Consider the following 21,456-nt stretch of genomic DNA (forward strand, 5'->3'; position numbering starts at 1 on the left):
GCCCCTATCGAAGCGGTGTGGTGGGAACGGGGCGGCCGGGGCGGCTTAGGGTGGCGGCCATGACGTGGCTGATCACCGGCGGGGCCGGTTACATCGGAGCCCATGTGGCGCGGTCGCTGACCGGGGCGGGGGAACGGGTCGTGGCGCTGGACGACCTGTCGGCCGGGGTGCCCGCACGGCTTCCGGCCGAGGTGGCGCTGGTCAGGGGCTCGTCGCTGGACGGGGAGCTGCTGCGCAAGGTCTTCGCCGAGCACGCGGTGACGGGTGTGGTGCACCTCGCGGCACGCAAGCAGGTCGCGGAGTCGGTGGCGCGGCCGACGCACTACTACCGGGAGAACGTGGGCGGGCTCGCCACCCTGCTGGAGGCGGTCGTGGACGCCGGCATCGGGCGCTTCCTCTTCTCCTCCTCGGCCGCCGTCTACGGCGACCCGGGTGTGGGGTTGATCACGGAGGACACCCCGTGCGCGCCGGTGAACCCGTACGGCGAGACCAAGCTCGCCGGGGAGTGGCTGGTGCGGGCCGCCGGACAGGCGCACGGGATCGCGACGGTGTGCCTGCGCTACTTCAACGTCGCGGGCGCCGTCGCTCCCGAACTGTCCGACACGGGCGTCTCCAACGTCGTCCCGATGGTCTTCGACCGGCTCACCCGTGACGAGGCGCCGCGGATCTTCGGGGACGACTACCCGACCCCGGACGGCACCTGCGTCCGGGACTACATCCATGTCGCGGACCTGGCCGAGGCGCACCTCGCGGCGGCCGGGAGGCTGGCGGAGCCGGGCGCGGCGGGCGACCTCACCCTGAACATCGGGCGCGGGGAGGGCGTCTCCGTACGGGAACTGGTCGACGTCATCGGCGAGGTCACCGGCGACCGCCGTCCGCCCGTGGTGGAGGCGCGCCGTCCCGGGGACGCGCCGGTCTCGGTCGCCTCGGCGGCGCTCGCGGCCCGGGAACTGGGCTGGACGGCGCGGCGCGGGGTACGCGAGATGGTCGAGTCGGCGTGGGCGGGCTGGCGGCTGCGGCACGGCGGCTGACTGGCCCAGCGGTCTGACCTGCGGTTCGTTTACGCAGGTCAGACCATATGACAACGGTGTTCAGCGTCGCGTTGCCCGACGCCCTGCGCCCGTAGTTCACTGGGCCCTCGGACCGATCCCGGCGCGTTCACAGGAGGCGGCTGTCATGGGGGCAGGGCACGACCACGGGCACGCGCACGGCGCGCCGCCCCGCGGTACGGCGGCCGCGGCGTACCGGGGCAGGCTGCGGATCGCCCTGTCGATCACGTTGACCGTGATGGTCGTGGAGATCGTCGGCGGGGTGCTCGCCGACTCCCTCGCCCTGGTCGCGGACGCCGCGCACATGGCGACGGACGCGCTCGGTCTGGGCATGGCGCTGCTCGCCATCCACTTCGCCAACCTGCCGCCGAGCGGACGGCGCACCTTCGGCTACGCCCGCGCCGAGATCCTCGCCGCGCTCGCCAACTGCCTGCTGCTGCTCGGCGTGGGCGGCTACGTGCTGTACGAGGCCGTCCAGCGGTTCGTCACCCCGGCCGGGACGGACGGCCGTCTGACCGTCGTCTTCGCCGTCGTCGGCCTGGTCGCCAACATGGTCTCGCTGACACTGCTGATGCGCGGCCAGCGCGACAGCCTGAACGTACGGGGCGCGTTCCTGGAGGTGGCGGCGGACGCGCTGGGGTCGGTGGCGGTGCTGCTGTCGGCGGTGGTGATCCTCACCACCGGCTGGCAGGCCGCCGACCCGATCGCCTCGCTGGTGATCGGCGTGATGATCGTGCCGCGGACGGTGCGGCTGCTGCGCGAGACCCTGGACGTGCTCCTGGAGTCGGCGCCCAAGGGCGTCGACATGACGGAGGTCAGGGAGCACGTCCTGGCCCTCGACGGCGTGGAGGACGTGCACGACCTGCACGCCTGGACCATCACGTCGGGGATGCCGGTGCTCTCCGCGCACGTGGTGGTGCGCTCGGACGTGCTGAACGCCATGGGGCACGAGAAGATGCTCCACGAACTCCAGGGCTGCCTGGGCGACCACTTCGACGTGGAGCACTGCACCTTCCAACTGGAGCCGGTGGGGCACGCGGAGCACGAGGCGCGGCTCTGCCACTGAGGGCTGTCACGCGCCCCGGGCGCGGACGGTTCCGCGCCCGCCGGGCCGGGCACGATCACCTACCGGGCCCCGTCCGGCGGCCGGGCGGCGCGGTCGCCGAGCGCACAGCGCGCGGGACATGCGGACGCGCCGGGAAGTGCCGGGAGTGCCGGATCCGTACGGCAGACTGGGGGCGCGAGGACCGATGTTAAGGATGGGTATGCCGATCACACCTGCCACCGCGACGCCCAGCTCGTCGAACGGCACCGCGGAAGCGATCTTGCTGGAACTGGTCGACGAGAACGGCGTGACGATCGGCACCGCGGAGAAGCTCACCGCCCACCAGCCGCCGGGACGACTGCACCGGGCGTTCTCCGTCTTCCTCTTCGACGAGCACGGCAGGCTGCTGCTCCAGCAGCGGGCGCCGGGCAAGTACCACTCCCCCGGCGTGTGGTCCAACACCTGCTGCGGCCACCCCTACCCGGGCGAGTCCCCGTTCGCGGCGGCGGCCCGGCGGACGTACGAGGAGCTGGGCGTCTCCCCCTCGCTGCTCGCGGAGGCGGGCACGGTGCGCTACAACCACCCGGACCCGGCCTCCGGGCTGGTGGAGCAGGAGTACAACCACCTCTTCGTCGGGATGGTGCAGTCGCCGCCGCGACCGTCTCCCGAGGAGGTCGGCGGCACCGCGTTCGTGACCCCGGCGGAGCTGGCGGAGCGGCACGCGCGGGACACCTTCTCCGCGTGGTTCATGACCGTGCTGGACGCGGCCCGCCCCGCGGTCCGGGAACTGACGGGCCCGGCCGCGGGCTGGTGACCGGCCCCGGGGACCGCCGGGCCACGGCCTGGCGGTCTAGAGCCGGGCGGGCCGGGGCCCGGCGGGCTTGAGGGGGAGGGCGGCCCAGATCACCTTGCCGCCGCTCGCGGTGTGTTCGACGTCGCAGGAGCCGCCCGCCTCCCTGGTCACCTCCCGCACCAGCAGCAGCCCGCGTCCGCCGGTCTGCGCGTGGTCGGCCTCCAGGGCGGTGGGGCGGTAGGGGTGGTTGTCCTCCACCGACACCCGCACCCACTCGGCGCCGACGGCGACCTCGACGGCCAGCATCGGTGACAGCAGCGCCGCGTGCCGTACGACGTTCGTGACCAGCTCGGAGACGATCAGCAGCAGGCTCTGCACCAGATCGTCCGAGGCGGGTACGCCCTGCCGCAGCAGCAGGTCCCGCACGGCGTGCCGCGCCTGCGGGACCGACGCCTCGACCGCGGGGGCGGTGAACCGCCAGACGCCCTCGTACGGCAGGGGGACCGGGGTCGGTGGCTCGGGGGGTACTTCAGCGTCGCCCGCGGGGCGTGGAGCGGGCCCGCGCCCGTGGTCGTCCATCGTCCGGTCGCCACCCTTGTGCTCGATGTGCTCGATTGTCACCACACGTCGAGTGTTGGTAACGAGCCGCTCCCTGCCGGAGAGCTGAACGGAAGTCAGCGACTATCGAGCAGATCTGACCACCTGCGTATGACGCGGACGGTTGCGGGACTACTCCCGCCCGACTCATGCCGGTTTGGCGAACTATTCGGGTTGTACGGGTTTGGTGGTCCCGGACGTCGTGGTCCCGGACCCCGTGGTGTCCGACGCCATGGTCCCCGAGGTCATGCTGACGATCCGGCGCCCGCCGTACCCGGTGGCGACCAGGCCGAGCCCGTCGAAGAGCAGCGCCAGCGAGAAGAACGTACCGATGACGTACTTGCTGTCACTCGGCCAGGACATCAGCACCAGGACGCCCAGGAGCAGACCGAAGGCGCCCTGCACGAGGGTCCAGCCGAACTGCGGGCCGCGCACCACCAGGCTGCCGACCAGGCGGAACACCCCGCCGGTCAGGAACAGCAGCGCGGCGAACATGGTCAGCGCCTCGGCGGCCGCCTCCGGCTCGCTGAGGATGACCACCCCGGCCGCGATGTTGAGGGCGGCGACGACCACGCCCAGCCAGAAGAAGCTGCTGCCGCGCGCCTGGACCGCGTGCAGCAGGCCGACGGCGCCGCCGACCAGCAGCAGCCAGCCGAACAGCAGCATGGAGGTCAGGGTGGCGACGCCGGTGTAGACGAGTCCGACGAGCCCCGCGAGCACCAGCACCACCCCGAGCGCCGCGAGCCAGCCGAACCCCCGGCTCAGCTTCCGCGTCTCGTCCGTCGCCACTGCGGTCATCGGGCGCCTCCTCGTCGTCAGGCCCCTCGTCGGCGGTGTGCGGGACACGGGCGGCTAGCATCCGGGCCATGGAGCCCCGCCTGCTGCACACCGTCACCGACGCGGTGGCCACGGTCGTCATCGAGTACCCCGCCAAGCGCAATGCCATGACCGCCGCGATGTGGCGGGCGCTGCCGCCGCTGCTGGACGCCCTCGCCGCCGACCCCGCCGTACGCGCGCTGGTGCTGACGGGGGCGGGCGGCACGTTCTGCGCGGGCGCCGACATCTCCACCCTCCGGGGGTCGCCACGGGAGGCGCAGGAGCTGGCCGTCGCCGCCGAGGAGGCCCTCGCCGCGTTCCCCAAGCCGACGCTGGCCGCCGTGCGCGGGCACTGCGTGGGCGGCGGGGCTCAGCTGGCGGCCGCCTGCGACCTGCGGTTCGCCGAGGAGGGCGCGCTGTTCGGGGTGACCCCGGCGAAGCTCGGGATCGTCTACCCGGCGTCCGCCACCCGGCGGCTGGTGTCCCTGGTGGGTCCGGCGACCGCCAAGTACCTGCTGTTCTCCGGCGAACTGATCGACTCCGCGCGGGCGCTGCGCACGGGTCTGGTGGACGAGGTGCTGCCCGACGGCGAGCTGGACAAGCGGGCCGCGGAGTTCACCCGGGTCCTGGCGTCCCGGTCGCTGCTGACGCAGGCGGCGGCGAAGGAGTTCGCGGACGGCCGCACCGACCGCGACGGCCACTGGGCGGCCCAGGCGCGGGACAGCGGCGACACCGCGGAGGGCGTCGCGGCGTTCCTGGAGCGCCGCGCTCCGCGCTTCACCTGGTCCGCGTCGGAGTGACCCGGACATGATCGCCGCCGTACGGGTACCCGGGGGACACCAACCGTACGGGGGCGAAGGAGAGGGGCTGCACGTGTTCCGTGCCATCGCGGATGTACTCCGTCAGATCGGCGGCGCCGTGGCGACCGTGGTGACGTTGCCGTTCCGGGCGCTGGCCCGGCTGTTCGGCGGTGCCTCAGGATCCACCCGACGCGGGGCTCGCCGGGTCTGACCCGCCCTGATCCCGCCCTGATCCCCGGCTGTCGGCGCGACCTGCCACAATTGCCGCGCAACCCGAAGTGGAGAAGGCGGTACGGCACGTGACGACACCCGGGTCCCTCGGAGCAGGGTCCATCGAAGGCAGGATCGCCGAGGAACTCGGCGTACGGGAGCGGCAGGTCAGGGCCGCGGTGGAGCTGCTGGACGGCGGCTCGACGGTGCCCTTCATCGCCCGCTACCGCAAGGAGGCCACCGAGACCCTCGACGACGCGCAGCTGCGCACGATCGAGGAGCGGCTGCGCTATCTGCGGGAGCTGGAGGAGCGCCGGACCGCGATCCTGGACTCGGTGCGGGAGCAGGGCAAGCTCACCGAGGAGCTGGAGGCCCGGATCCGGGGCGCCGAGACGAAGGCGCGCCTGGAGGACATCTACCTGCCGTTCAAGCCCAAGCGGCGCACCAAGGCGCAGATCGCCCGGGAGGCGGGCCTGGAGCCGCTGGCCGACGGCCTGCTCGGCGACCCGACGGTCGACCCCGTCGCCGCCGCCGCGGCGTTCGTCGACACCGACAAGGGCGTGGCGGACCCGCAGGCGGCGCTCGACGGGGCCCGCGCGATCCTCACCGAGCGGTTCGCGGAGGACGCCGACCTGATCGGGGAGCTGCGGGAGCGGATGTGGACGCGCGGGCGGCTGGCCGCGAAGGTCCGCGACGGCAAGGAGGAGGCGGGCGCCAAGTTCGCCGACTACTTCGACTTCGCGGAGCCCTTCACGGCGCTGCCCTCGCACCGGATCCTGGCGATGCTGCGCGGCGAGAAGGAGGAGGTCCTCGACCTCGTCCTGGAGCCGGAGGAGCCGACCGAGGGCCCGTCGTCGTTCGAGGGCACGATCGCCCACCGCTTCGGCGTCGCGGACCGGGGTCGCCCCGCCGACAAGTGGCTGCTGGACACCGTCCGCTGGGCCTGGCGCACCCGGGTCCTGGTCCACCTCGGCATCGACCTCAGGCTGCGGCTGCGTACGGCCGCGGAGGACGAGGCGGTGAAGGTGTTCGCGGCGAACCTGCGGGACCTGCTGCTCGCCGCCCCGGCGGGCACCCGCGCCACGCTCGGCCTCGACCCCGGTTTCCGTACGGGGGTGAAGGTGGCCGTCGTCGACGCCACCGGCAAGGTCGTCGCCACCGACACGATCTACCCGCACGTCCCGCAGAACCGCTGGGACGAGGCGCTCGCCAAGCTGGCCCGGCTGGCGAAGGAACACGCGGTCGAGCTGGTCGCGATCGGCAACGGCACCGCCTCCCGGGAGACGGACAAGCTCGCCGGTGAGCTGATCACCAGGCACCCCGAGCTGAAGCTGACCAAGGTGATGGTGTCCGAGGCGGGCGCCTCGGTGTACTCCGCCTCCGCGTTCGCCTCCCAGGAGCTGCCCGGCCTGGACGTGTCGCTGCGCGGAGCGGTGTCCATCGCCCGGCGGCTCCAGGACCCGCTGGCCGAACTGGTCAAGATCGACCCGAAGTCGATCGGGGTCGGCCAGTACCAGCACGACCTGTCCGAGGTGAAGCTGTCGCGCTCGCTGGACGCGGTGGTGGAGGACTGTGTGAACGGCGTCGGCGTCGACGTGAACACCGCCTCAGCGCCGCTGCTGTCGCGGGTGTCCGGCATCTCCTCCGGGCTCGCCGAGAACATCGTCGCGCACCGCGACACCAACGGGCCGTTCCGGTCCCGCTCCGAGCTGAGGAAGGTGGCCCGGCTCGGCCCGAAGGCGTACGAGCAGTGCGCGGGCTTCCTGCGCATCCGCGACGGCGCCGACCCGCTGGACGCCTCCAGCGTGCACCCCGAGGCGTACCCGGTGGTTCGGCGGATGGTGAAGACGGCCGGGCAGGAGGTCGCCGGGCTGATCGGCAACACGGGCGTGCTGCGCTCGCTGCGCCCGCAGGACTTCGTGGACGAGACGTTCGGTCTGCCGACCGTGACCGACATCCTCCGGGAGCTGGAGAAGCCGGGGCGCGACCCGCGGCCCGCGTTCAAGACGGCCGTGTTCAAGGAGGGCGTCGAGAAGCTCGGGGACCTGGAGTCCGGGATGGTCCTGGAGGGCGTCGTCACCAACGTCGCCGCGTTCGGGGCGTTCGTCGACATCGGGGTCCACCAGGACGGTCTGGTGCACGTCTCCGCGATGTCGAGGACGTTCGTCAAGGACCCCCGTGACGTGGTCAAGCCCGGCGACATCGTCAAGGTGAAGGTGCTCGACGTCGACATCCCGCGCAAGCGGATCTCGCTGACGCTGCGGCTGGACGACGAGGCGGCCCCGCAGGGCCAGCAGTCCGGTGGCGGCGGCGGCCGTCAGCAGCGCGGGGGGCGCCCGCCGCAGCAGCGGCAGGGCCGCGCCGGTGGGGGCGGTGGTGGCGGTGGCCGTCCGGCTCCGGCCCCGGCCAACAGCGCGATGGCGGACGCGTTGCGGCGCGCGGGCCTGGTGGACCCGAAGAACGGCCGCCGCTGAGCACTAGCGCTCGGTCACCTTGCCGTCCGCGACCTCCAGACGCCGGTTGACGCGGACGGCGTCCAGCATCCGGCGGTCGTGGGTGACCAGGAGCAGGGTGCCGGTGTAGGCGTCGAGGGCCGACTCCAGTTGCTCGATGGCGGGCAGGTCGAGGTGGTTGGTCGGCTCGTCGAGGACGAGCAGGTTGACGCCTCGGCCCTGGAGCAGGGCGAGGGCGGCGCGGGTGCGTTCGCCCGGGGAGAGGGTCGCGGCGGGGCGCAGGACGTGGTCCGCCTTGAGGCCGAACTTGGCCAACAGGGTGCGGACCTCGGCCGGTTCGGTGTCGGGGACGGCCGCGTGGAAGGCGTCGAGGAGCGGCTCGGGGCCGTAGAACAGTCCGCGGGCCTGGTCGACCTCGCCGAGCAGCACACCGGAGCCGAGCGCGGCGTGCCCGGCGTCCAGCGGAACACGGCCGAGCAGGGCGCCCAGCAGGGTGGACTTGCCCGCGCCGTTGGCGCCGGTGACCGCGACCCGGTCGGCCCAGTCGATCTGGAGGGTGACCGGCCCGAGGACGAAGCGGTCGCGGCGGACCTCGGCGTCGCGCAGGGTGGCCACGACGGCGCCGGAGCGCGCCGCGGACGCGATCTCCATCCGCAGCTCCCACTCCTTGCGGGGCTCCTCGACGACCTCCAGGCGTTCGATCATGCGCTGGGTCTGCCGGGCCTTCGCGGCCTGCTTCTCGCTGGCCTCGCTGCGGAACTTGCGGCCGGTCTTGTCGTTGTCGTTGCCCGCCTTGCGCCGGGCGTTCCTGACGCCCTTGTCCATCCAGGCGCGCTGGGTCTGCGCCCGCTCCCGGAGGGCGGCCTTCTTGTCGGCGTACTCCTCGTAGTCCTCGCGTGCGTGCCTGCGGGCCGTCTCGCGCTCCTCCAGGTAGCCCGCGTAGCCACCGCCGTAGAGGGTGATCCGCTGCTGGGCGAGGTCGAGTTCGAGGACCTTGGTGACGGTGCGGGTGAGGAACTCGCGGTCGTGGCTGACGACGACCGTGCCCGCGCGCAGACCGGTGACGAAGCGTTCGAGGCGTTCCAGGCCGTCGAGGTCGAGGTCGTTGGTGGGCTCGTCGAGCAGGAAGACGTCGTAGCGGGAGAGCAGCAGCGAGGCGAGGGAGGCGCGGGCGGCCTGGCCGCCGGAGAGGGAGGTCATCGGCTGGTCGAGGTCGACGGCGAGGCCGAGGGTGTCGGCGACCTCCGCGGCGCGTTCGTCGAGGTCGGCGCCGCCGAGGTCGAGCCAGCGCTCCAGGCTGGTGGCGTAGGCGTCGTCGGCGCCGGGTGCCCCGTCGACCAGGGCCTGGGTGGCGTCGTCCATGGCGCGCTGGGCGGCGGTGACGCCGGTACGGCGGCCCAGGAACTCCCGTACGGTCTCGCCGGGCCTGCGCTCCGGTTCCTGCGGCAGGTGCCCGACCGTCGCGGTCGGCGGCGAGAGCCGCAGCTCGCCCTGTTCGGGGGCGGTCAGTCCGGCGAGCAGGCGCAGCAGCGTGGACTTGCCCGCGCCGTTGGCGCCGACCAGCCCGATCACGTCGCCGGGCGCGACGACCAGGTCGAGACCGGAGAAGAGGGAGCGGTCGCCGTGTCCGGCGGCGAGGTTCTTGGCGACGAGGGTGGCAGTCATCAGGTGGGGGATTCTAGTGGCCGCCCCCGGTCCGCCCCCTCGGGTGAGGGCCGCGTGCGCGGCGGGCATGGGGTGGGTGTTCCCGCGGTGGGGGCGGGCTGAGCGCGGCATGGCACCCTCCGCTACGGTCCCGGGATGACGAGTGACAGCGGGGACGGGGTGCTCGTCGTCGGCGGCGGTGTCGTCGGGCTGACGACGGCGGTGGTGCTGGCCGAGCGCGGGCACCGGGTACGGCTGTGGACGCGGGACCCGGTCGAGCGCACCACCTCGGCGGTCGCCGGCGCGCTGTGGTGGCCGTACCGGATCGAGCCGCGGGCGCGGGCGCGGGCCTGGGCGCTGCGGTCGCTGGACGTGTACGAGGAGCTGGCCGGGCGGCCCGGGGTGACGGGCGTACGGATGGTCGACGGCGTCCTGGGCGAGACGGGACTGGACGAGGTCGCGGGCTGGGCGACGTCCCGGCTGCCGGGGCTGCGGGCCGCGACGCCCGGGGAGTACGCCGGGGCGGGGCTGTGGGCGCGGCTGCCCCTCATCGACATGCCGACCTATCTGCCCTGGCTGCGGGAGCGGTTGACGGCGGCGGGCGGCACGGTCGAGTGCCGTACGGTGGCCTCCCTCGACGAGGCGGACGCGCCGGTGGTGGTCAACTGCACGGGCCTGGGCGCCCGCACCCTGGTCCCGGACGAGACGGTGCGCCCGGTGCGCGGGCAGCTGGTCGTGGTGGCGAACCCGGGCATCCGCACCTGGCTGGTCACCACGGACGCCTCCGGCGCGCTGGCGTACTTCTTCCCGCAGCCGGGCGGGCTGGTGCTGGGCGGCACCGCGGAGGACGACGCCTGGGACCCGGAGCCCGACCCGGCGGTGGCGGAGGCGATCGTACGGCGGTGCGCGGCCCTGCGGCCGGAGATCGCCGGGGCGCGGGTCCTGGGGCACCGGGTGGGGCTGCGCCCGGCCCGCCCGACGGTACGCCTGGAGCGGCTCCGGCTCCCCGACGGCCGCGTCCTGGTCCACCACTACGGGCACGGGGGCGCGGGTGTGACGGTGGCGTGGGGGTGCGCGGAGGAGGCGGCGGGGCTGGTGTGAAGCCGTTCAGTCCTGCCCCGTCCGCTCCGGGGCGTCCCGTCCGCCCTCCCAGCTGAGCTTGACCGTCAGGTGGCCGTCGAGGCTGGACTTGGCGATGACGGCACCGGCCTCGGTGCTCAGCCGCACGCCGAACTCCACCTCGATCCGGTCCGGGCGCACCGGCGCGTCCCGGAACTGGCCGAGGATCGTGGACGAGGCGTCCCGTACGCCGCTCAGCGCGGCCCCGAGCGAGGTCGCCGCGGACCGGACCACGTCCCGGGAGCGGGACACCGGGCTGATCTCGGGGCCGTCCTCCGCGGTCTCCACCAGTACCTCTCCGCCGCCGTCCAGCGACCAGCGCGCGATCTCGGCCATGTGACTCCTCGTTCGTCCGTGAGTGATCGGGGGTCGGTGCTCTCCGCTCAGGGGCACAGCGACCCGCTGTACGCCCCGGAGGGGACCAGGTCCTCGATGTTGTCCGTGGCGTTGGCCTGGGGGCCCAGGAGCGCGCACAGGCGGTCGGCGCCGGGCGGCTTGCGGACGGCCTCGCGCGGGCCCGCCTCCGCCGCCTCCGCCAGCCGCTGGAGGGGGCTGCGCCCGCCGGACGCCGCCGACACCACGCCGAGCGCCGTCTGGTCCACGAGCAGGACCGGTCCCGCCGGGGAGTCACCCAGGGGCAGCACGGTCGACCAGGACCCCGGGTAGGAGAAGCGGCCGACGCGTTTCCCCGTGGCGAGGGAGCGGATGGACACGCCGCTCCCCGCTTCAGCCGTGAAGTCGTCGAGGTCGGCCTCGTTGACGGCGTCGAAGTCCGTGGCGAGGGAGAACCAGGCGGCGGTGCCGGTGGAGTCGAGGGCGAGCGCCCCGTCCGCCTCTTCGGGGCTGAGGCGCGGGACGTGCCCCGTCCGGGCGCCGCTGGCGATGTTCCAGGCCCGCAGTTCGGCGGGGGCCCCGGACTCGCCCGTGAGGACGGCGGCGACCGTGCGGCCGTCCAGGCTCGTGGTGAAACCAAGGGTCCGGGTCGGGTCCGCCAGGGCGGTGCGGGTCACCCGGTCGGGTGTCACGCGGATCCGGGCCAGGGTGAGGTCGGTGCGGATCGAGGACCCGTCCACCTCGGCCTCGCTCAGGACCGCGGACGCGCCGTCCGGGCCCAGCCAGAAGTCGAACACCGCGCTCCGCCACGGCAGTACGGCCTTGCGGAGCAGCTTGCCGGTCCTGAGGTCGAGGAGGTACAGGGTGTTGCGCTGGCCCGCGGCCGACGTGGGGAGCACGCTGTCCGGCAGCACCATCCCGAGGACCCGGTTGTCCGGGTCGATGCTCATCGCGACCTGGCCGACCCGGGGCAGCGGCGCGAACTCGGTGCCGAGGACGACGCGCCGCTCGACCGTGTCGTAGACGACCAGGCAGACCTTGGTGCTGGTGCTCATGAGGTCCGGCACGGGGCAGGAGCCGGGGACGTCGCGCTCGCCGTCGATGTCCGGGAAGAGCTGGTCCGTGAAGGCCACGTACCGTCCGTCGCGGCTGATCACCGCCTCGCTGGTCAGGTCGTTCGCCACCAGTACGCCGTCCAGGGGCTCGGCCGTCAGTCCGCGCCCGCTGTCCCGCCACGGGACGATCTGGCCCCGGGGTGCCTCCGTGACCAGGTTCCGGCCTCCGGCGGCCACCAGGTGGGTCAGGTTCCGCAGCGCCGACTGGTCGGCGTACGACAGCGGGGGGAGCCGCTGCGCGGTCGGGGTCGCCGTCGGGGTCGGGTCGCGGGGTGCCAGGGTCCCGGCACCGAGGTTCGGCACGATCCGGTCGACGGGGCCCAGCCCGTCGAAGACGTCCGGCAGCCCGCTGTCGGGGTGCGTGCGGTAGGAGCGCAGGCCGAGTTGCATCGCGCCGTAGGGGTCGTAGGAGACCCGCTCCTCGGCCCGGGTGCGCAGGGTTCCGGCGAGGGACTGCGCGACCTGCTCGCTGCGGTTCTGGTAGACCAGCGTCCCCGCCACCAGCGCGAGGGCCAGGGCGGCCGAGACGGTGCCGTTCACCCGCCAGCGGCGCACCCGGCTGGCGCTGACGTAGCTCAGCTCGCCGGTGGAGAGGTGGGCGCGGTGGGTGCGTCCCCACCGGCGGGCGTCCCGCAGTTCGGCGCCGGCGAGCAGCCGTCGGCCGGGGCGGCCCTGCGCGGACCAGGTGGCCATGCGCTGGCGCAGGGTGTCCTGCCAGACGCGGAACGCCCGGTGCTCGTCGGTGAGTTCGCGCAGGTGCCGCCAGTGCAGCAGCAGCGAGTCGTGCGCCAGCTCGATGCCGGAGGCACCGCTCGGGTCGTCGCCGACCCGGTGCATCACCAGCAGCCGTGAGGTGGCGAGGCGCTGGCCGACGCTCCACTGGTCGTCGTCGCACTCGTCGCGTGACGCGGTGCGGCGGACGGTGAGGTCGCCGTCGGGCAGCGGCCTGACCAGCTGGATGAGGAGCCGGTCGGCGACCTTCCGGCTCTCCGGTTCGAAGCTGGACCAGATCCGGTCCGCGTAGCGGGCGAGGGACTGCGAGATGCCGCCCAGTTCCTCGTAGGCCGCGTGGGTCAGCAGGCCCGCCCGGCGGCGCTGCCACAGTTCGGCGAGGGTGAACTCCAGCAGGGGCAGGGGGTTCGGGGTGTGCCTCAGGTCGTCCAGGATGCGGGCCACCAGTCCGTCGGCGAAGGCGACGGTGCCGATGCGGGCGAGGGGTCCGGTCATGACCCGGCGCAGTTCGGCCTCGGTCATCTCGCCCACGGTGACCGGCAGCCATCTGCGGGCCAGTTCGGCGGCGGCGCGGTCGGCCAGCGCCGTCCCGAGGAAGGTGTCGCGCAGGTTGACGAGCACACACAGCCGGGACCCGGCGGACAGACAGGGCAGCAGGGCGCGGACGAACGCGGCGCGGGCGCCGTCCGACGCGGCGAAGAACTCCTCGAACTGGTCGACGCATACGACCAGTTGGTCCGCGCGGTGCTGTTCGAGCACGGCCGCCAGGATGTCGGGGAGCTGTCCGTCGGCCAGCCAGACCTCGGTCGCGGCGACCGACTCCAGCCGGGTCCTCGCCGTGAGGCCGGGGCGCATCAGCCGGTCGAGGGCGAAGGCCAGCGCGGTCAGCGGGGTGGCGGCGTCGGACGGCCGTAACGCCAGGGTGAGCCGGACGGCGCCGGAGGGGTCGGCGGCGCGCAGCCGGGGCACCACGCCCGCGTGCCACAGCGAGGACTTGCCGATGCCGGACCCGCCGACGACGCTGATCAGCGGCGCTCCGGAGCGGATGCGGTCGACGAGCTGACCGGTCAGCTCCTCGCGCCCGTGGTAGAGGTCGGCGTCCTGCTCGGTGAAGGGGCGCAGTGCCCGGTACGGGACGCGCTGCTCGATCACCTCGGCCAGCTCGGGCCACGCCGCCAGCAGCATGTCCACCGGGAGCATGTAGCCGATCTTCGCGCCGGCGCCGGTGACCCGGTAGCCGACCATGCCCACGGCGGCGTCCGCGTCGGTGCTCCACACCGGGGCGCCGGAGAAGCCGGGGGCCAGCATGGCCTGCCGTGCCGGGTCGCTCTCGATCTCCACCCAGCCGGTGGCCACCGGGCCGCCCTGGCGGCCGTGCACCCAGGTGCCGAGTTCCAGGCCGCGGGGGAAACCCACCATCACCAGCGAACCGTCCAGCTCCCCGTGGCGTCGGCTCAGTACGAGCGGCCGGGCGTCCGCGGGCGGTGCCTCCCGTAACCGGAGGCCGACGACGTCCGTCCCCCGCTCCGGAGTCGGGGGCCGCCAGGCGACGACGTCGGCGAGCTGGCGTCTGCCGGGCGCGAGGAGCGGGAAGTCGAGACTGACCGGGGCGCCCTCGGGCGGGGAGTCGCCGGTGGCCGTCCCGAGCAGCCCGGCGACCACGTGCGCGGCCGACACCACGTGCCGGGGCCCGGCGAGGAAACCGGCGCCGACGGGTTCGTCACCGTCCCAGATCCGGACCAGCCCGGCCTCCAGAGGCACCCGCATATCAGACCCCCGTGTCATGACTTTGGCCCCAACGGTACCGCTCCCCGTGGTTTCACAGTTCCGGTGAGACAGCAATACTGTTCCACATGGACAGGCACCCCGAGGAGCTGACGCTGACCGTCGACGAGTTGGCGGCGCGGGCCGGCGTCACGGTGCGTACCGTGCGGTTCTACGGGACCAGGGGGCTGTTGCCGCCGCCGGTGATCGGGCCGCGCAGGGTGGGGCAGTACGGCAGGGCGCACCTGGCGCGGCTGGAACTCATCGAGGAGTTGCAGGGGCAGGGGATGACCCTGGCGGGCATCGAGCGGTACCTCCAGCAGGTGCCGCCGGGGCTCAGCGCGCACGACCTCGCCATCCACCGGGCCGTGATCGCGTCCTGGGCACCGGAGGCGGTGGAGACGGTGACGCGGGAGGAGCTCCAGCGGCGGGCCGGGCGGCTGCTCGGCGACGACGACGTGGAGCGGCTGGCGGCCATGGACGTGGTGCGGTCGGCGCCGGACGGCTACCAGGTCGACCGCACGGCGCTGCGGCTCGGGGTGCGGCTGCTGGACGTGCCGCTGTCCCAGGAGGCGATCCTCGCGGCGCGCGAGGTGCTGTTCGCACACTCGCGCGCCGCGGCCCAGGAGCTGGCCCGGCTCTTCCGCGACGAGGTGTCGGAGCGGGACACCCGGGACGTGCGGTCCCTGTCGGCGCACATGCACCCGCTGGTGGTGCAGGCGCTGCTGACGACGTTCCAGCGGTCGTTGCGGGAGGAGCTGGGCGAGTTGCTCAGCGGGTCAGACGCGGGGTGAGTCGGTGAACGTCTCGCCCTTCTCCGCCTTCTCCACCAGCAGCGCGGGCGGCGTGAAACGGTCGCCGTAGCGGTCGGCGAGTTCCCGGGCGCGGGCCACGAAGCCGGGCAGGCCACCCTCGTAGCCGTTGACGTACTGGAGGACGCCGCCGGTCCAGCCGGGGAAGCCGATGCCGAGGATGGACCCGATGTTGGCGTCCGCGACCGACGTCAGCACGCCCTCCTCCAGCAGGCGGACCGTGTCCAGGGCCTCCGCGAACAACATGCGTTCCTGCATGTCGGCGAAGGGGATCGCGTGGCCCGGCTTGGTGAAGTGCTCGCGCAGGCCCGGCCAGAGGCCCGCCCGCCTGCCGTCGTCGCCGTAGTCGTAGAAGCCCGCTCCCCCGCTGCGGCCGGGGCGGCCGAACTCGTCCACCATGCGGTCGATGACGGCCTCGGCGGGGTGCACCCGCCAGGTGCCGCCCGCCTCCTCCACCGCCCGCCTGCTCTCGTTGCGGATCTTGCGCGGGAGGGTGAGGGTGAGTTCGTCCATCAGGGAGAGGACCTTGGCCGGGTAGCCCGCCTGGGCCGCCGCCTGCTCCACGGAGGCGGGCTCGATGCCCTCGCCGACCATCGCGACGCCCTCGTTGATGAAGTGGCCGATGACGCGGGAGGTGAAGAACCCGCGCGAGTCGTTCACGACGATCGGCGTCTTGTTGATCTGCCGGACCAGGTCGAAGGCGCGGGCCAGGGCCTCGTCGCCGGTGCGCTCGCCCTTGATGATCTCGACGAGGGGCATCTTGTCGACGGGTGAGAAGAAGTGCAGGCCGATGAAGTCGGCCTGGCGCTCGACGCCCTCGGCGAGGGTGGTGATGGGCAGGGTGGAGGTGTTGGAGCACAGCAGCGCGTCGGGGGCGACGACGTGCTGGATCTCCTGGAACACCTTGTGCTTGAGCGCGGTGTCCTCGAAGACCGCCTCGATCACCGCGTCGCAGCCCGCCAGGTCGGCCGCCTCCGCGGTGGGGGTGATGCGGGCCAGCAGCGCGTCGGCCTTCTCCCGCGTCGTACGCCCTCGGGAGACCGCCTTCGCGCACAGCTGCTCGGAGTAGCCCTTGCCCTTGACCGCCGCATCCAGCGCGACATCCTTGAGTACGACGTCGATGCCGGCGCGGGCGCACGAGTAGGCGATCCCGGCGCCCATCATCCCGGCGCCGAGCACGGCCACCTTGCGGACCCTGCGCGGCTCCACGCCCTGCGGGCGGTTGGCGCCGGAGTTGACCGCCTGGAGGTCGAAGAAGAACGCCTGGATCATGTTCTTCGCGGTCTGCCCGGCGGCCAGCTCCACGAAGTACCGGGCCTCGATGACCTGCGCGGTCTCGAAGTCGACCTGGGAGCCCTCGACGGCGGCGGCGAGGATGTTGCGGGGCGCCGGGTAGGGCGCGCCGTTCGTCTGCTTGCGCAGGTTGGCGGGGAACGCGGGCAGGTTGGCCGCGAACTTCGGGTGGGCCGGGGTGCCGCCGGGGATGCGGTAGCCGGGCCGGTCCCAGGGCTGGCGGGACTCGGGGTTGGCGTCGATGAAGGCGCGGGCGCGGGCCAGCATCTCCTCGCGGGTGTCCACCACATCGTCGACGAGGCCGTTGTCGAGGGCGCGCCGCGGGTTGTACTGCTGGCCCTGGAGGAGGACCTTCAGCAGGGCGTCGGCGATGCCGAGCAGCCGGACGGTACGGACGACGCCGCCGCCTCCGGGGAGCAGTCCGAGGGTGACCTCGGGGCAGCCGATCTTGGAGCCGGGGGCGTCCAGGGCGACGCGGTGGTGGCAGGCGAGCGCGATCTCGTAACCGCCGCCCAGCGCGGCGCCGTTGATCGCGGCGACGACGGGCTTGCCGAGGGTCTCGATGCGGCGCAGGTGGCGCTTGATGGCGAGGCCGCCCTCGAAGAGGTCCTGGGCGGTCTCGGGGGTGACGCGGATCAGGTCGCGCAGGTCGCCGCCCGCGAAGAAGGTCTTCTTGGCGGAGGTGACGATGACGCCGCGGATGCCGTCCTGCTCCGCCTCAAGGCGCTCGGCGACCGCGGCCAGCGACTCGCGGAACGCCTGGTTCATGGTGTTCGCGGACTGGGCGGGGTCGTCGAGGACGAGGGTGACGACACCGGTGTCGTCCTGCTCCCAGCGGATGGAGGTGGACTCGGTGCTCATGAAGTGACTGCTCCTGGTCTTCCGTGGTCTTCCGTCGGGAGGGGGTCAGACGCGTTCGACGACCGTGGCGATGCCCATGCCACCGCCCACGCAGAGGGTGGCCAGCCCGTACCGCAGGTCGCGGCGCTCCAGCTCGTCGACGAGGGTGCCGAGGATCATCGCGCCGGTCGCGCCGAGCGGGTGGCCGAGCGCGATCGCGCCGCCGTTGACGTTGACCTTGTCCAGGGACAGGCCCATGTCCTTCACGAACCGCAGCACCACCGCCGCGAACGCCTCGTTGATCTCCACGAGGTCGATGTCGTCGATCGTCATCCCGGCGCGCGCGAGCGCCTTGCGGGTGGCCGGGGCGGGGCCGGTGAGCATGATGGTGGGCTCGGAGCCGGAGACGGCGGCGGAGACGATCCGGGCGCGCGGGGTGAGGCCGTAGCGCTCACCGGTCTCCTTGGAGCCGATGGCGACCAGGGCCGCGCCGTCGACGATGCCGGAGGAGTTGCCCGCGTGGTGGACGTGGTCGATCTTCTCCACCCAGTGGTACTTCTGCAGCGCCACCGCGTCGAAGCCGCCCAGGTCGCCGATGTCCGCGAACGACGGCTTCAGCTTCGCCAGCGAGTCGGCGGTCGTACCCGGGCGCAGGTGCTCGTCGTGGTCCAGGACGACCAGGCCGTTGCGGTCCTTCACGGGGACGACGGAGCGCTCGAAACGGCCCTCCTTCCACGCCGTAGCCGCCCGCTCCTGCGACAGCGCCGCGTACTCGTCGACGTCCCGGCGGGAGAAGCCCTCGATGGTGGCGATCAGGTCGGCGCCGATGCCCTGCGGAACGAAGTTCGTGGCGAGGTTGGTCATCGGGTCGTTGAACCAGGCGCCGCCGTCGGAGGCCATCGGCACGCGCGACATGGACTCCACGCCGCCCGCGAGGACGAGGTCCTCCCAGCCGGAGCGGACCTTGGCCGCGGCCAGGTTGACGGCCTCCAGACCCGAGGCACAGAAGCGGTTCTCCTGGACGCCCGCGACCGTGTCCGGGAGTCCGGCGGCGATGGCGGCGATCCGCGCGATGTCGGAGCCCTGGTCGCCCACGGGGCCGACGACGCCGAGCACGACGTCGTCGACGGCGGCCGGGTCGAGGCCGGGGAAGCGGGCACGGATCTCGTGGATGAGTCCGACGACCAGGTCCACGGGCTTGGTGCCGTGCAGGGCGCCGTTGGCCTTGCCGCGTCCGCGCGGGGTGCGGATCGCGTCGTACACGTACGCTTCGGTGGTCACGGGGTGGCCTTTCGCTTGTGGGTGCGGGGCTGCTGGTCGGTGAGGCGCGGGACGTCCCAGTCGCGGGCCACCGCGGCGGTGTCGGCGCCCGGCAGGGCGGGGCCGCCGCGGACGGCGGTCGGGGTCGCGGAGAAGCGGGGCGCGGGGGCGGGCTGGGGGGTGCCGCCGTGGTCGGTGAAGGTGCCGCGGGCGGCGAGGTGCGGGTGGCGCGGGGCCTCGCGCAGCGACAGGACGGGCGCCACGCAGGCGTCGGAGCCCTCGAAGACGGCCGTCCACTCGTCGCGGGTACGGGTCCTGAAGCGGGCGGCGACCGCCTCGCGCAGCTCGCCCCAGCGGGCCGGGTCCTGGCGGGCGGGCGCGAGGTCGGGGAGGCCGAGCAGGGTCATGAACTCGTCGTAGAACCGCTGCTCCAGGGCGCCGACGGCGATGTGGCGGCCGTCGGCGGTCTCGTAGGTGCCGTAGAACGGGCAGCCGCCGTCGAGGAGGTTGGCGCCGCGCCGGTCCTGCCAGGCCCCGGCGGCGAGCATCCCGTGGATCATCGCGGTCAGGTGCGCGGTGCCGTCGACGATCGCGGCGTCCACGACCTGGCCGGTGCCGGTGGCACGGGCGTGCTGGAGGGCGGCGAGGACGCCGACGACGAGGTAGAGGGAGCCGCCCGCGTAGTCGCCGAGGAGGTTGGCGGGGGCGGGCGGGGGCCGGTCCGGGTCGCCGATCAGGCCGAGGGCGCCGGTGACGGCGACGTAGCCGATGTCGTGCCCGGCGCGCTGGGCGAGCGGTCCCCGCTGGCCCCAGCCGGTCATCCGGCCGTAGACGAGGGCGGGGTTGCGGGCGTGGCAGTCCCCGGGCCCGACGCCGAGGCGTTCGGCGACGCCGGGGCGGTAGCCCTCGACGAGGATGTCGGCGCGCTCGGCCAGGTCCCGGACGCGGGCGGGGCCGTCGGGGTCCTTCAGGTCGACGACGACCGAGCGCTTGCCGCGGTTGGTGAGGTCCTGGGCGGGGTCGATGCCGAGGCCGGGACCGCCGGGGCGGTCGACGCGTACGACGTCGGCGCCCAGGTCGGCCAGGAGCATGGCGGCGAACGGGCCGGGGCCGATCCCGGCCAGTTCGAGCACGCGCACGCCGCTGAGCGGGCCGTGCGGTGGTGTCGTCGCCGCTGCCATGGTCCGCCCCCAAGGTCGTGACACAACTGATGTAACACCAGTGATGCTAAGAACACGTTCCAGTCGGCACAAGCCCCAGCAAGCAAGCGCTTGGCCACTGTACGGGCGAGGCGGCCCCCACAGTGGGCGGGCTCGTCGTAGGGCTCCGTGTCCTCACGCTAGCCTCAGCCACCGACAGCGGCGCGCTACCAGACCGAGGAGTGTCATGAACAGGCCGAACAGGGCGGACCGTCCCTACGACATCGTGCTCTTCGGAGCCACCGGCTTCGTCGGGACGCTCACCGCCCGGTACCTCGCCGCGCACGCGCCCGAGGGCCTGCGCTGGGCGGTCGCGGGCCGCGACGAGCGCCGACTCGCGGAGCTGCGCGAGGGGCTGCCCGGGGGCGCGGACGCCGGGGTGCTGCGGGCGGACGTGTCCGACCCGGCGTCGGTGCGCGCGCTGGCCAGGCACGCGCGCGTGGTGGCCACCACGGTCGGCCCCTACGTGGCGTACGGCGAGGAACTGGTCGCCGCCTGCGCGGACACCGGCACCGACTACCTCGACCTCACGGGGGAGCCGGAGTTCGTCGACCTGACGTACGTCCGGCACGACGCACGCGCGCGGGAGACCGGCGCACGGCTGCTGCACGCCTGCGGCTTCGACTCCGTCCCCCACGACCTCGGCGTCTACTTCACGGTGCGGCAGCTGCCGGAGGACGTGCCGCTGACCGTGGACGGCTACGTGACCGCCGACGCCGCGTTCTCCGGCGGCACGTTCGCCTCCGCGCTGGGCCAGTTCGCGCGCGGGCGGCAGCTCACGGCGGCGGCCCGGGACCGGCGGCGGCACGAACCGCGCCTGGTGGGCCGCCGGGCGGTCGCGGGGACGGGGGCGCCGCGGTACGCCGGGGAGGTCGGCGCGTGGGCGCTGCCGCTACCGACGCTCGACCCGCAGATCGTGCGTGCCTCCGCCCGCGCCCTGCGGCGCTACGGCCCCGACTTCCGCTACCGCCACTACGCGGCCGTACGGCGGCTGCCCGTCGCCGTGGGCGGGGTGGCGGCCGTGGGCGCGCTGGCCGCGGCGGCCCAGGTGCCGCCCGCGCGGCGCTGGCTGTCGGGGCGGATCAGGCCGGGTGAGGGACCGAGCGCGGAGAAGCGGGCCCGGAGCTGGTTCTCCGTCCGGTTCGTCGGCGAGGGCGGTGGCCGCCGGGTCTTCACGGAGGTCTCGGGCGGCGACCCGGGCTACGACGAGACGGCGAAGATGTTCGCCGAGGCCGCGCTGTCACTGGCCTGCGACGATCTGCCGCCGACGGCGGGACAGGTCACGACGGCGACCGCCATGGGCGACGCCCTCACCGAACGGCTGCGCCGCGCGGGCATCGTGTTCAGGGTGGCGGCGAGGCGCTGACGACGGGCGGGTGGGCGGCGGGCGGCAGGCAGCGGTCGACAGGCGGCGGACCGCAGACGGCAGACGACGAGCGGCAGACGGCAGGCAGCGGTCGACAGGCGGCGGACCGCAGACGGCAGACCGCGGACGACGGGCGGCAGGCCGCAGGCGGCAGGCGGCAGGCGACGGGCGGCAGGCCGCAGGCGGCAGGCGGCAGGCGACGGGCGGCAGGCGGCA

17 protein-coding genes are annotated in these 21,456 nt (G+C 73.8%); 9 read left to right on the forward strand and 8 right to left on the reverse strand.

The window, feature by feature from the left end; translation table 11 throughout:
• The first annotated feature begins 59 nt into the window (after positions 1-59).
• From galE to idi, 3 genes are all read left to right on the forward strand, one after another.
• Complete coding sequence (gene galE / locus ABZ659_RS06430; protein WP_360214095.1) at positions 60-1,031, forward strand: UDP-glucose 4-epimerase GalE; 972 nt, start codon at positions 60-62, stop codon at positions 1,029-1,031.
• Between the two features lie 145 nt (positions 1,032-1,176).
• Entirely contained in the window at positions 1,177-2,115 is a 939-nt protein-coding gene (locus ABZ659_RS06435; RefSeq protein ID WP_360214097.1) for a cation diffusion facilitator family transporter, read from the forward strand.
• A gap of 199 nt (positions 2,116-2,314) precedes the next feature.
• Positions 2,315-2,908 carry an isopentenyl-diphosphate Delta-isomerase gene (gene idi, locus ABZ659_RS06440; protein ID WP_360214099.1) on the forward strand — a complete coding sequence of 198 codons (594 nt, stop codon included), beginning with the start codon at positions 2,315-2,317 and terminating at the stop codon, positions 2,906-2,908.
• 36 nt (positions 2,909-2,944) lie between these two features.
• Here idi and ABZ659_RS06445 read toward each other — a convergent pair whose 3' ends face one another.
• Together ABZ659_RS06445 and ABZ659_RS06450 are read right to left on the reverse strand one after the other, a co-directional pair.
• On the reverse strand, positions 2,945-3,466 hold the full coding sequence (locus ABZ659_RS06445) for an ATP-binding protein (protein WP_360214468.1): 522 nt from the start codon (positions 3,464-3,466) through the stop codon (positions 2,945-2,947).
• A gap of 183 nt (positions 3,467-3,649) precedes the next feature.
• Positions 3,650-4,282, reverse strand: a complete 633-nt coding sequence (locus ABZ659_RS06450) for a DUF308 domain-containing protein (RefSeq protein ID WP_360214101.1) — start codon at positions 4,280-4,282, stop codon at positions 3,650-3,652.
• Positions 4,283-4,350: 68 nt separating this feature from the next.
• Between ABZ659_RS06450 and ABZ659_RS06455 the strand changes: the two genes are divergently transcribed.
• From ABZ659_RS06455 to ABZ659_RS06465, 3 genes are all read left to right on the forward strand, one after another.
• Entirely contained in the window at positions 4,351-5,100 is a 750-nt protein-coding gene (locus tag ABZ659_RS06455) for an enoyl-CoA hydratase/isomerase family protein (protein ID WP_360214103.1), read from the forward strand.
• A gap of 73 nt (positions 5,101-5,173) precedes the next feature.
• Positions 5,174-5,311 carry an LPFR motif small protein gene (locus tag ABZ659_RS06460; protein ID WP_360214105.1) on the forward strand — a complete coding sequence of 46 codons (138 nt, stop codon included), beginning with the start codon at positions 5,174-5,176 and terminating at the stop codon, positions 5,309-5,311.
• Positions 5,312-5,399: 88 nt separating this feature from the next.
• Complete coding sequence (locus ABZ659_RS06465; protein WP_360214107.1) at positions 5,400-7,784, forward strand: Tex family protein; 2,385 nt, start codon at positions 5,400-5,402, stop codon at positions 7,782-7,784.
• A 3-nt stretch (positions 7,785-7,787) separates the two neighbouring features.
• Here the strand turns inward: ABZ659_RS06465 and ABZ659_RS06470 are convergent, their stop codons facing one another.
• Entirely contained in the window at positions 7,788-9,428 is a 1,641-nt protein-coding gene (locus ABZ659_RS06470; RefSeq protein ID WP_360214109.1) for an ABC-F family ATP-binding cassette domain-containing protein, read from the reverse strand.
• A 135-nt stretch (positions 9,429-9,563) separates the two neighbouring features.
• Here ABZ659_RS06470 and ABZ659_RS06475 point away from each other — a divergent pair, with 135 nt between their 5' ends.
• Positions 9,564-10,508, forward strand: a complete 945-nt coding sequence (locus tag ABZ659_RS06475) for an FAD-dependent oxidoreductase (RefSeq protein WP_360214111.1) — start codon at positions 9,564-9,566, stop codon at positions 10,506-10,508.
• Between the two features lie 6 nt (positions 10,509-10,514).
• Here ABZ659_RS06475 and ABZ659_RS06480 read toward each other — a convergent pair whose 3' ends face one another.
• Positions 10,515-10,862, reverse strand: coding sequence for a CU044_2847 family protein (locus ABZ659_RS06480; RefSeq protein ID WP_360214113.1), 348 nt, complete (start codon positions 10,860-10,862; stop codon positions 10,515-10,517).
• 47 nt (positions 10,863-10,909) lie between these two features.
• Positions 10,910-14,473 carry a serine protease gene (locus ABZ659_RS06485; RefSeq protein ID WP_360214115.1) on the reverse strand — a complete coding sequence of 1,188 codons (3,564 nt, stop codon included), beginning with the start codon at positions 14,471-14,473 and terminating at the stop codon, positions 10,910-10,912.
• A gap of 86 nt (positions 14,474-14,559) precedes the next feature.
• On the opposite strand from ABZ659_RS06485, the gene ABZ659_RS06490 reads away from it, so the two are divergent.
• On the forward strand, positions 14,560-15,264 hold the full coding sequence (locus ABZ659_RS06490) for a MerR family transcriptional regulator (RefSeq protein ID WP_360214117.1): 705 nt from the start codon (positions 14,560-14,562) through the stop codon (positions 15,262-15,264).
• On the opposite strand, the gene ABZ659_RS06495 is transcribed toward ABZ659_RS06490, so the two are convergent.
• From ABZ659_RS06495 to ABZ659_RS06505, 3 genes are read right to left on the reverse strand one after another with little or no spacing between them, the layout of a single operon-like run.
• Positions 15,250-17,436 (reverse strand): 3-hydroxyacyl-CoA dehydrogenase NAD-binding domain-containing protein, encoded by a 2,187-nt coding sequence (locus ABZ659_RS06495; RefSeq protein WP_360214119.1) that lies wholly within the window; start codon positions 17,434-17,436, stop codon positions 15,250-15,252. The two genes, ABZ659_RS06490 and ABZ659_RS06495, sit on opposite strands and share 15 nt — an antisense overlap.
• Positions 17,437-17,481: 45 nt before the next feature.
• Positions 17,482-18,696, reverse strand: a complete 1,215-nt coding sequence (locus ABZ659_RS06500) for an acetyl-CoA C-acetyltransferase (protein WP_360214121.1) — start codon at positions 18,694-18,696, stop codon at positions 17,482-17,484.
• On the reverse strand, positions 18,693-19,856 hold the full coding sequence (locus ABZ659_RS06505; RefSeq protein WP_360214123.1) for a CaiB/BaiF CoA-transferase family protein: 1,164 nt from the start codon (positions 19,854-19,856) through the stop codon (positions 18,693-18,695). The genes ABZ659_RS06500 and ABZ659_RS06505 overlap by 4 nt, the downstream gene beginning before the upstream one ends.
• 205 nt (positions 19,857-20,061) lie before the next feature.
• Here ABZ659_RS06505 and ABZ659_RS06510 point away from each other — a divergent pair, with 205 nt between their 5' ends.
• The gene (locus ABZ659_RS06510) at positions 20,062-21,240 is read left to right on the forward strand and encodes a saccharopine dehydrogenase NADP-binding domain-containing protein (RefSeq protein WP_360214125.1); all 1,179 of its coding nucleotides are present in this window, start codon (positions 20,062-20,064) and stop codon (positions 21,238-21,240) included.
• Positions 21,241-21,456 lie beyond the last annotated feature (216 nt).

Origin of the sequence: Streptomyces sp. NPDC006997 (assembly GCF_040635175.1) — a bacterium.
Taxonomy (GTDB): domain Bacteria; phylum Actinomycetota; class Actinomycetes; order Streptomycetales; family Streptomycetaceae; genus Streptomyces.

Excerpts from the sequence above, each read along its gene's own strand:
- galE (WP_360214095.1), top strand. The coding sequence starts at position 60 with ATGACGTGGCTGATCACCGGCGGGGCCGGTTACATCGGAGCCCATGTG.
- ABZ659_RS06435 (WP_360214097.1), top strand. The coding sequence starts at position 1,177 with ATGGGGGCAGGGCACGACCACGGGCACGCGCACGGCGCGCCGCCCCGC.
- idi (WP_360214099.1), top strand. The coding sequence starts at position 2,315 with ATGCCGATCACACCTGCCACCGCGACGCCCAGCTCGTCGAACGGCACC.
- ABZ659_RS06445 (WP_360214468.1), bottom strand. The coding sequence starts at position 3,466 with ATGGACGACCACGGGCGCGGGCCCGCTCCACGCCCCGCGGGCGACGCT.
- ABZ659_RS06450 (WP_360214101.1), bottom strand. The coding sequence starts at position 4,282 with ATGACCGCAGTGGCGACGGACGAGACGCGGAAGCTGAGCCGGGGGTTC.
- ABZ659_RS06455 (WP_360214103.1), top strand. The coding sequence starts at position 4,351 with ATGGAGCCCCGCCTGCTGCACACCGTCACCGACGCGGTGGCCACGGTC.
- ABZ659_RS06470 (WP_360214109.1), bottom strand. The coding sequence starts at position 9,428 with ATGACTGCCACCCTCGTCGCCAAGAACCTCGCCGCCGGACACGGCGAC.
- ABZ659_RS06475 (WP_360214111.1), top strand. The coding sequence starts at position 9,564 with ATGACGAGTGACAGCGGGGACGGGGTGCTCGTCGTCGGCGGCGGTGTC.
- ABZ659_RS06480 (WP_360214113.1), bottom strand. The coding sequence starts at position 10,862 with ATGGCCGAGATCGCGCGCTGGTCGCTGGACGGCGGCGGAGAGGTACTG.
- ABZ659_RS06485 (WP_360214115.1), bottom strand. The coding sequence starts at position 14,473 with ATGCGGGTGCCTCTGGAGGCCGGGCTGGTCCGGATCTGGGACGGTGAC.
- ABZ659_RS06490 (WP_360214117.1), top strand. The coding sequence starts at position 14,560 with ATGGACAGGCACCCCGAGGAGCTGACGCTGACCGTCGACGAGTTGGCG.
- ABZ659_RS06495 (WP_360214119.1), bottom strand. The coding sequence starts at position 17,436 with ATGAGCACCGAGTCCACCTCCATCCGCTGGGAGCAGGACGACACCGGT.
- ABZ659_RS06505 (WP_360214123.1), bottom strand. The coding sequence starts at position 19,856 with ATGGCAGCGGCGACGACACCACCGCACGGCCCGCTCAGCGGCGTGCGC.
- ABZ659_RS06510 (WP_360214125.1), top strand. The coding sequence starts at position 20,062 with ATGAACAGGCCGAACAGGGCGGACCGTCCCTACGACATCGTGCTCTTC.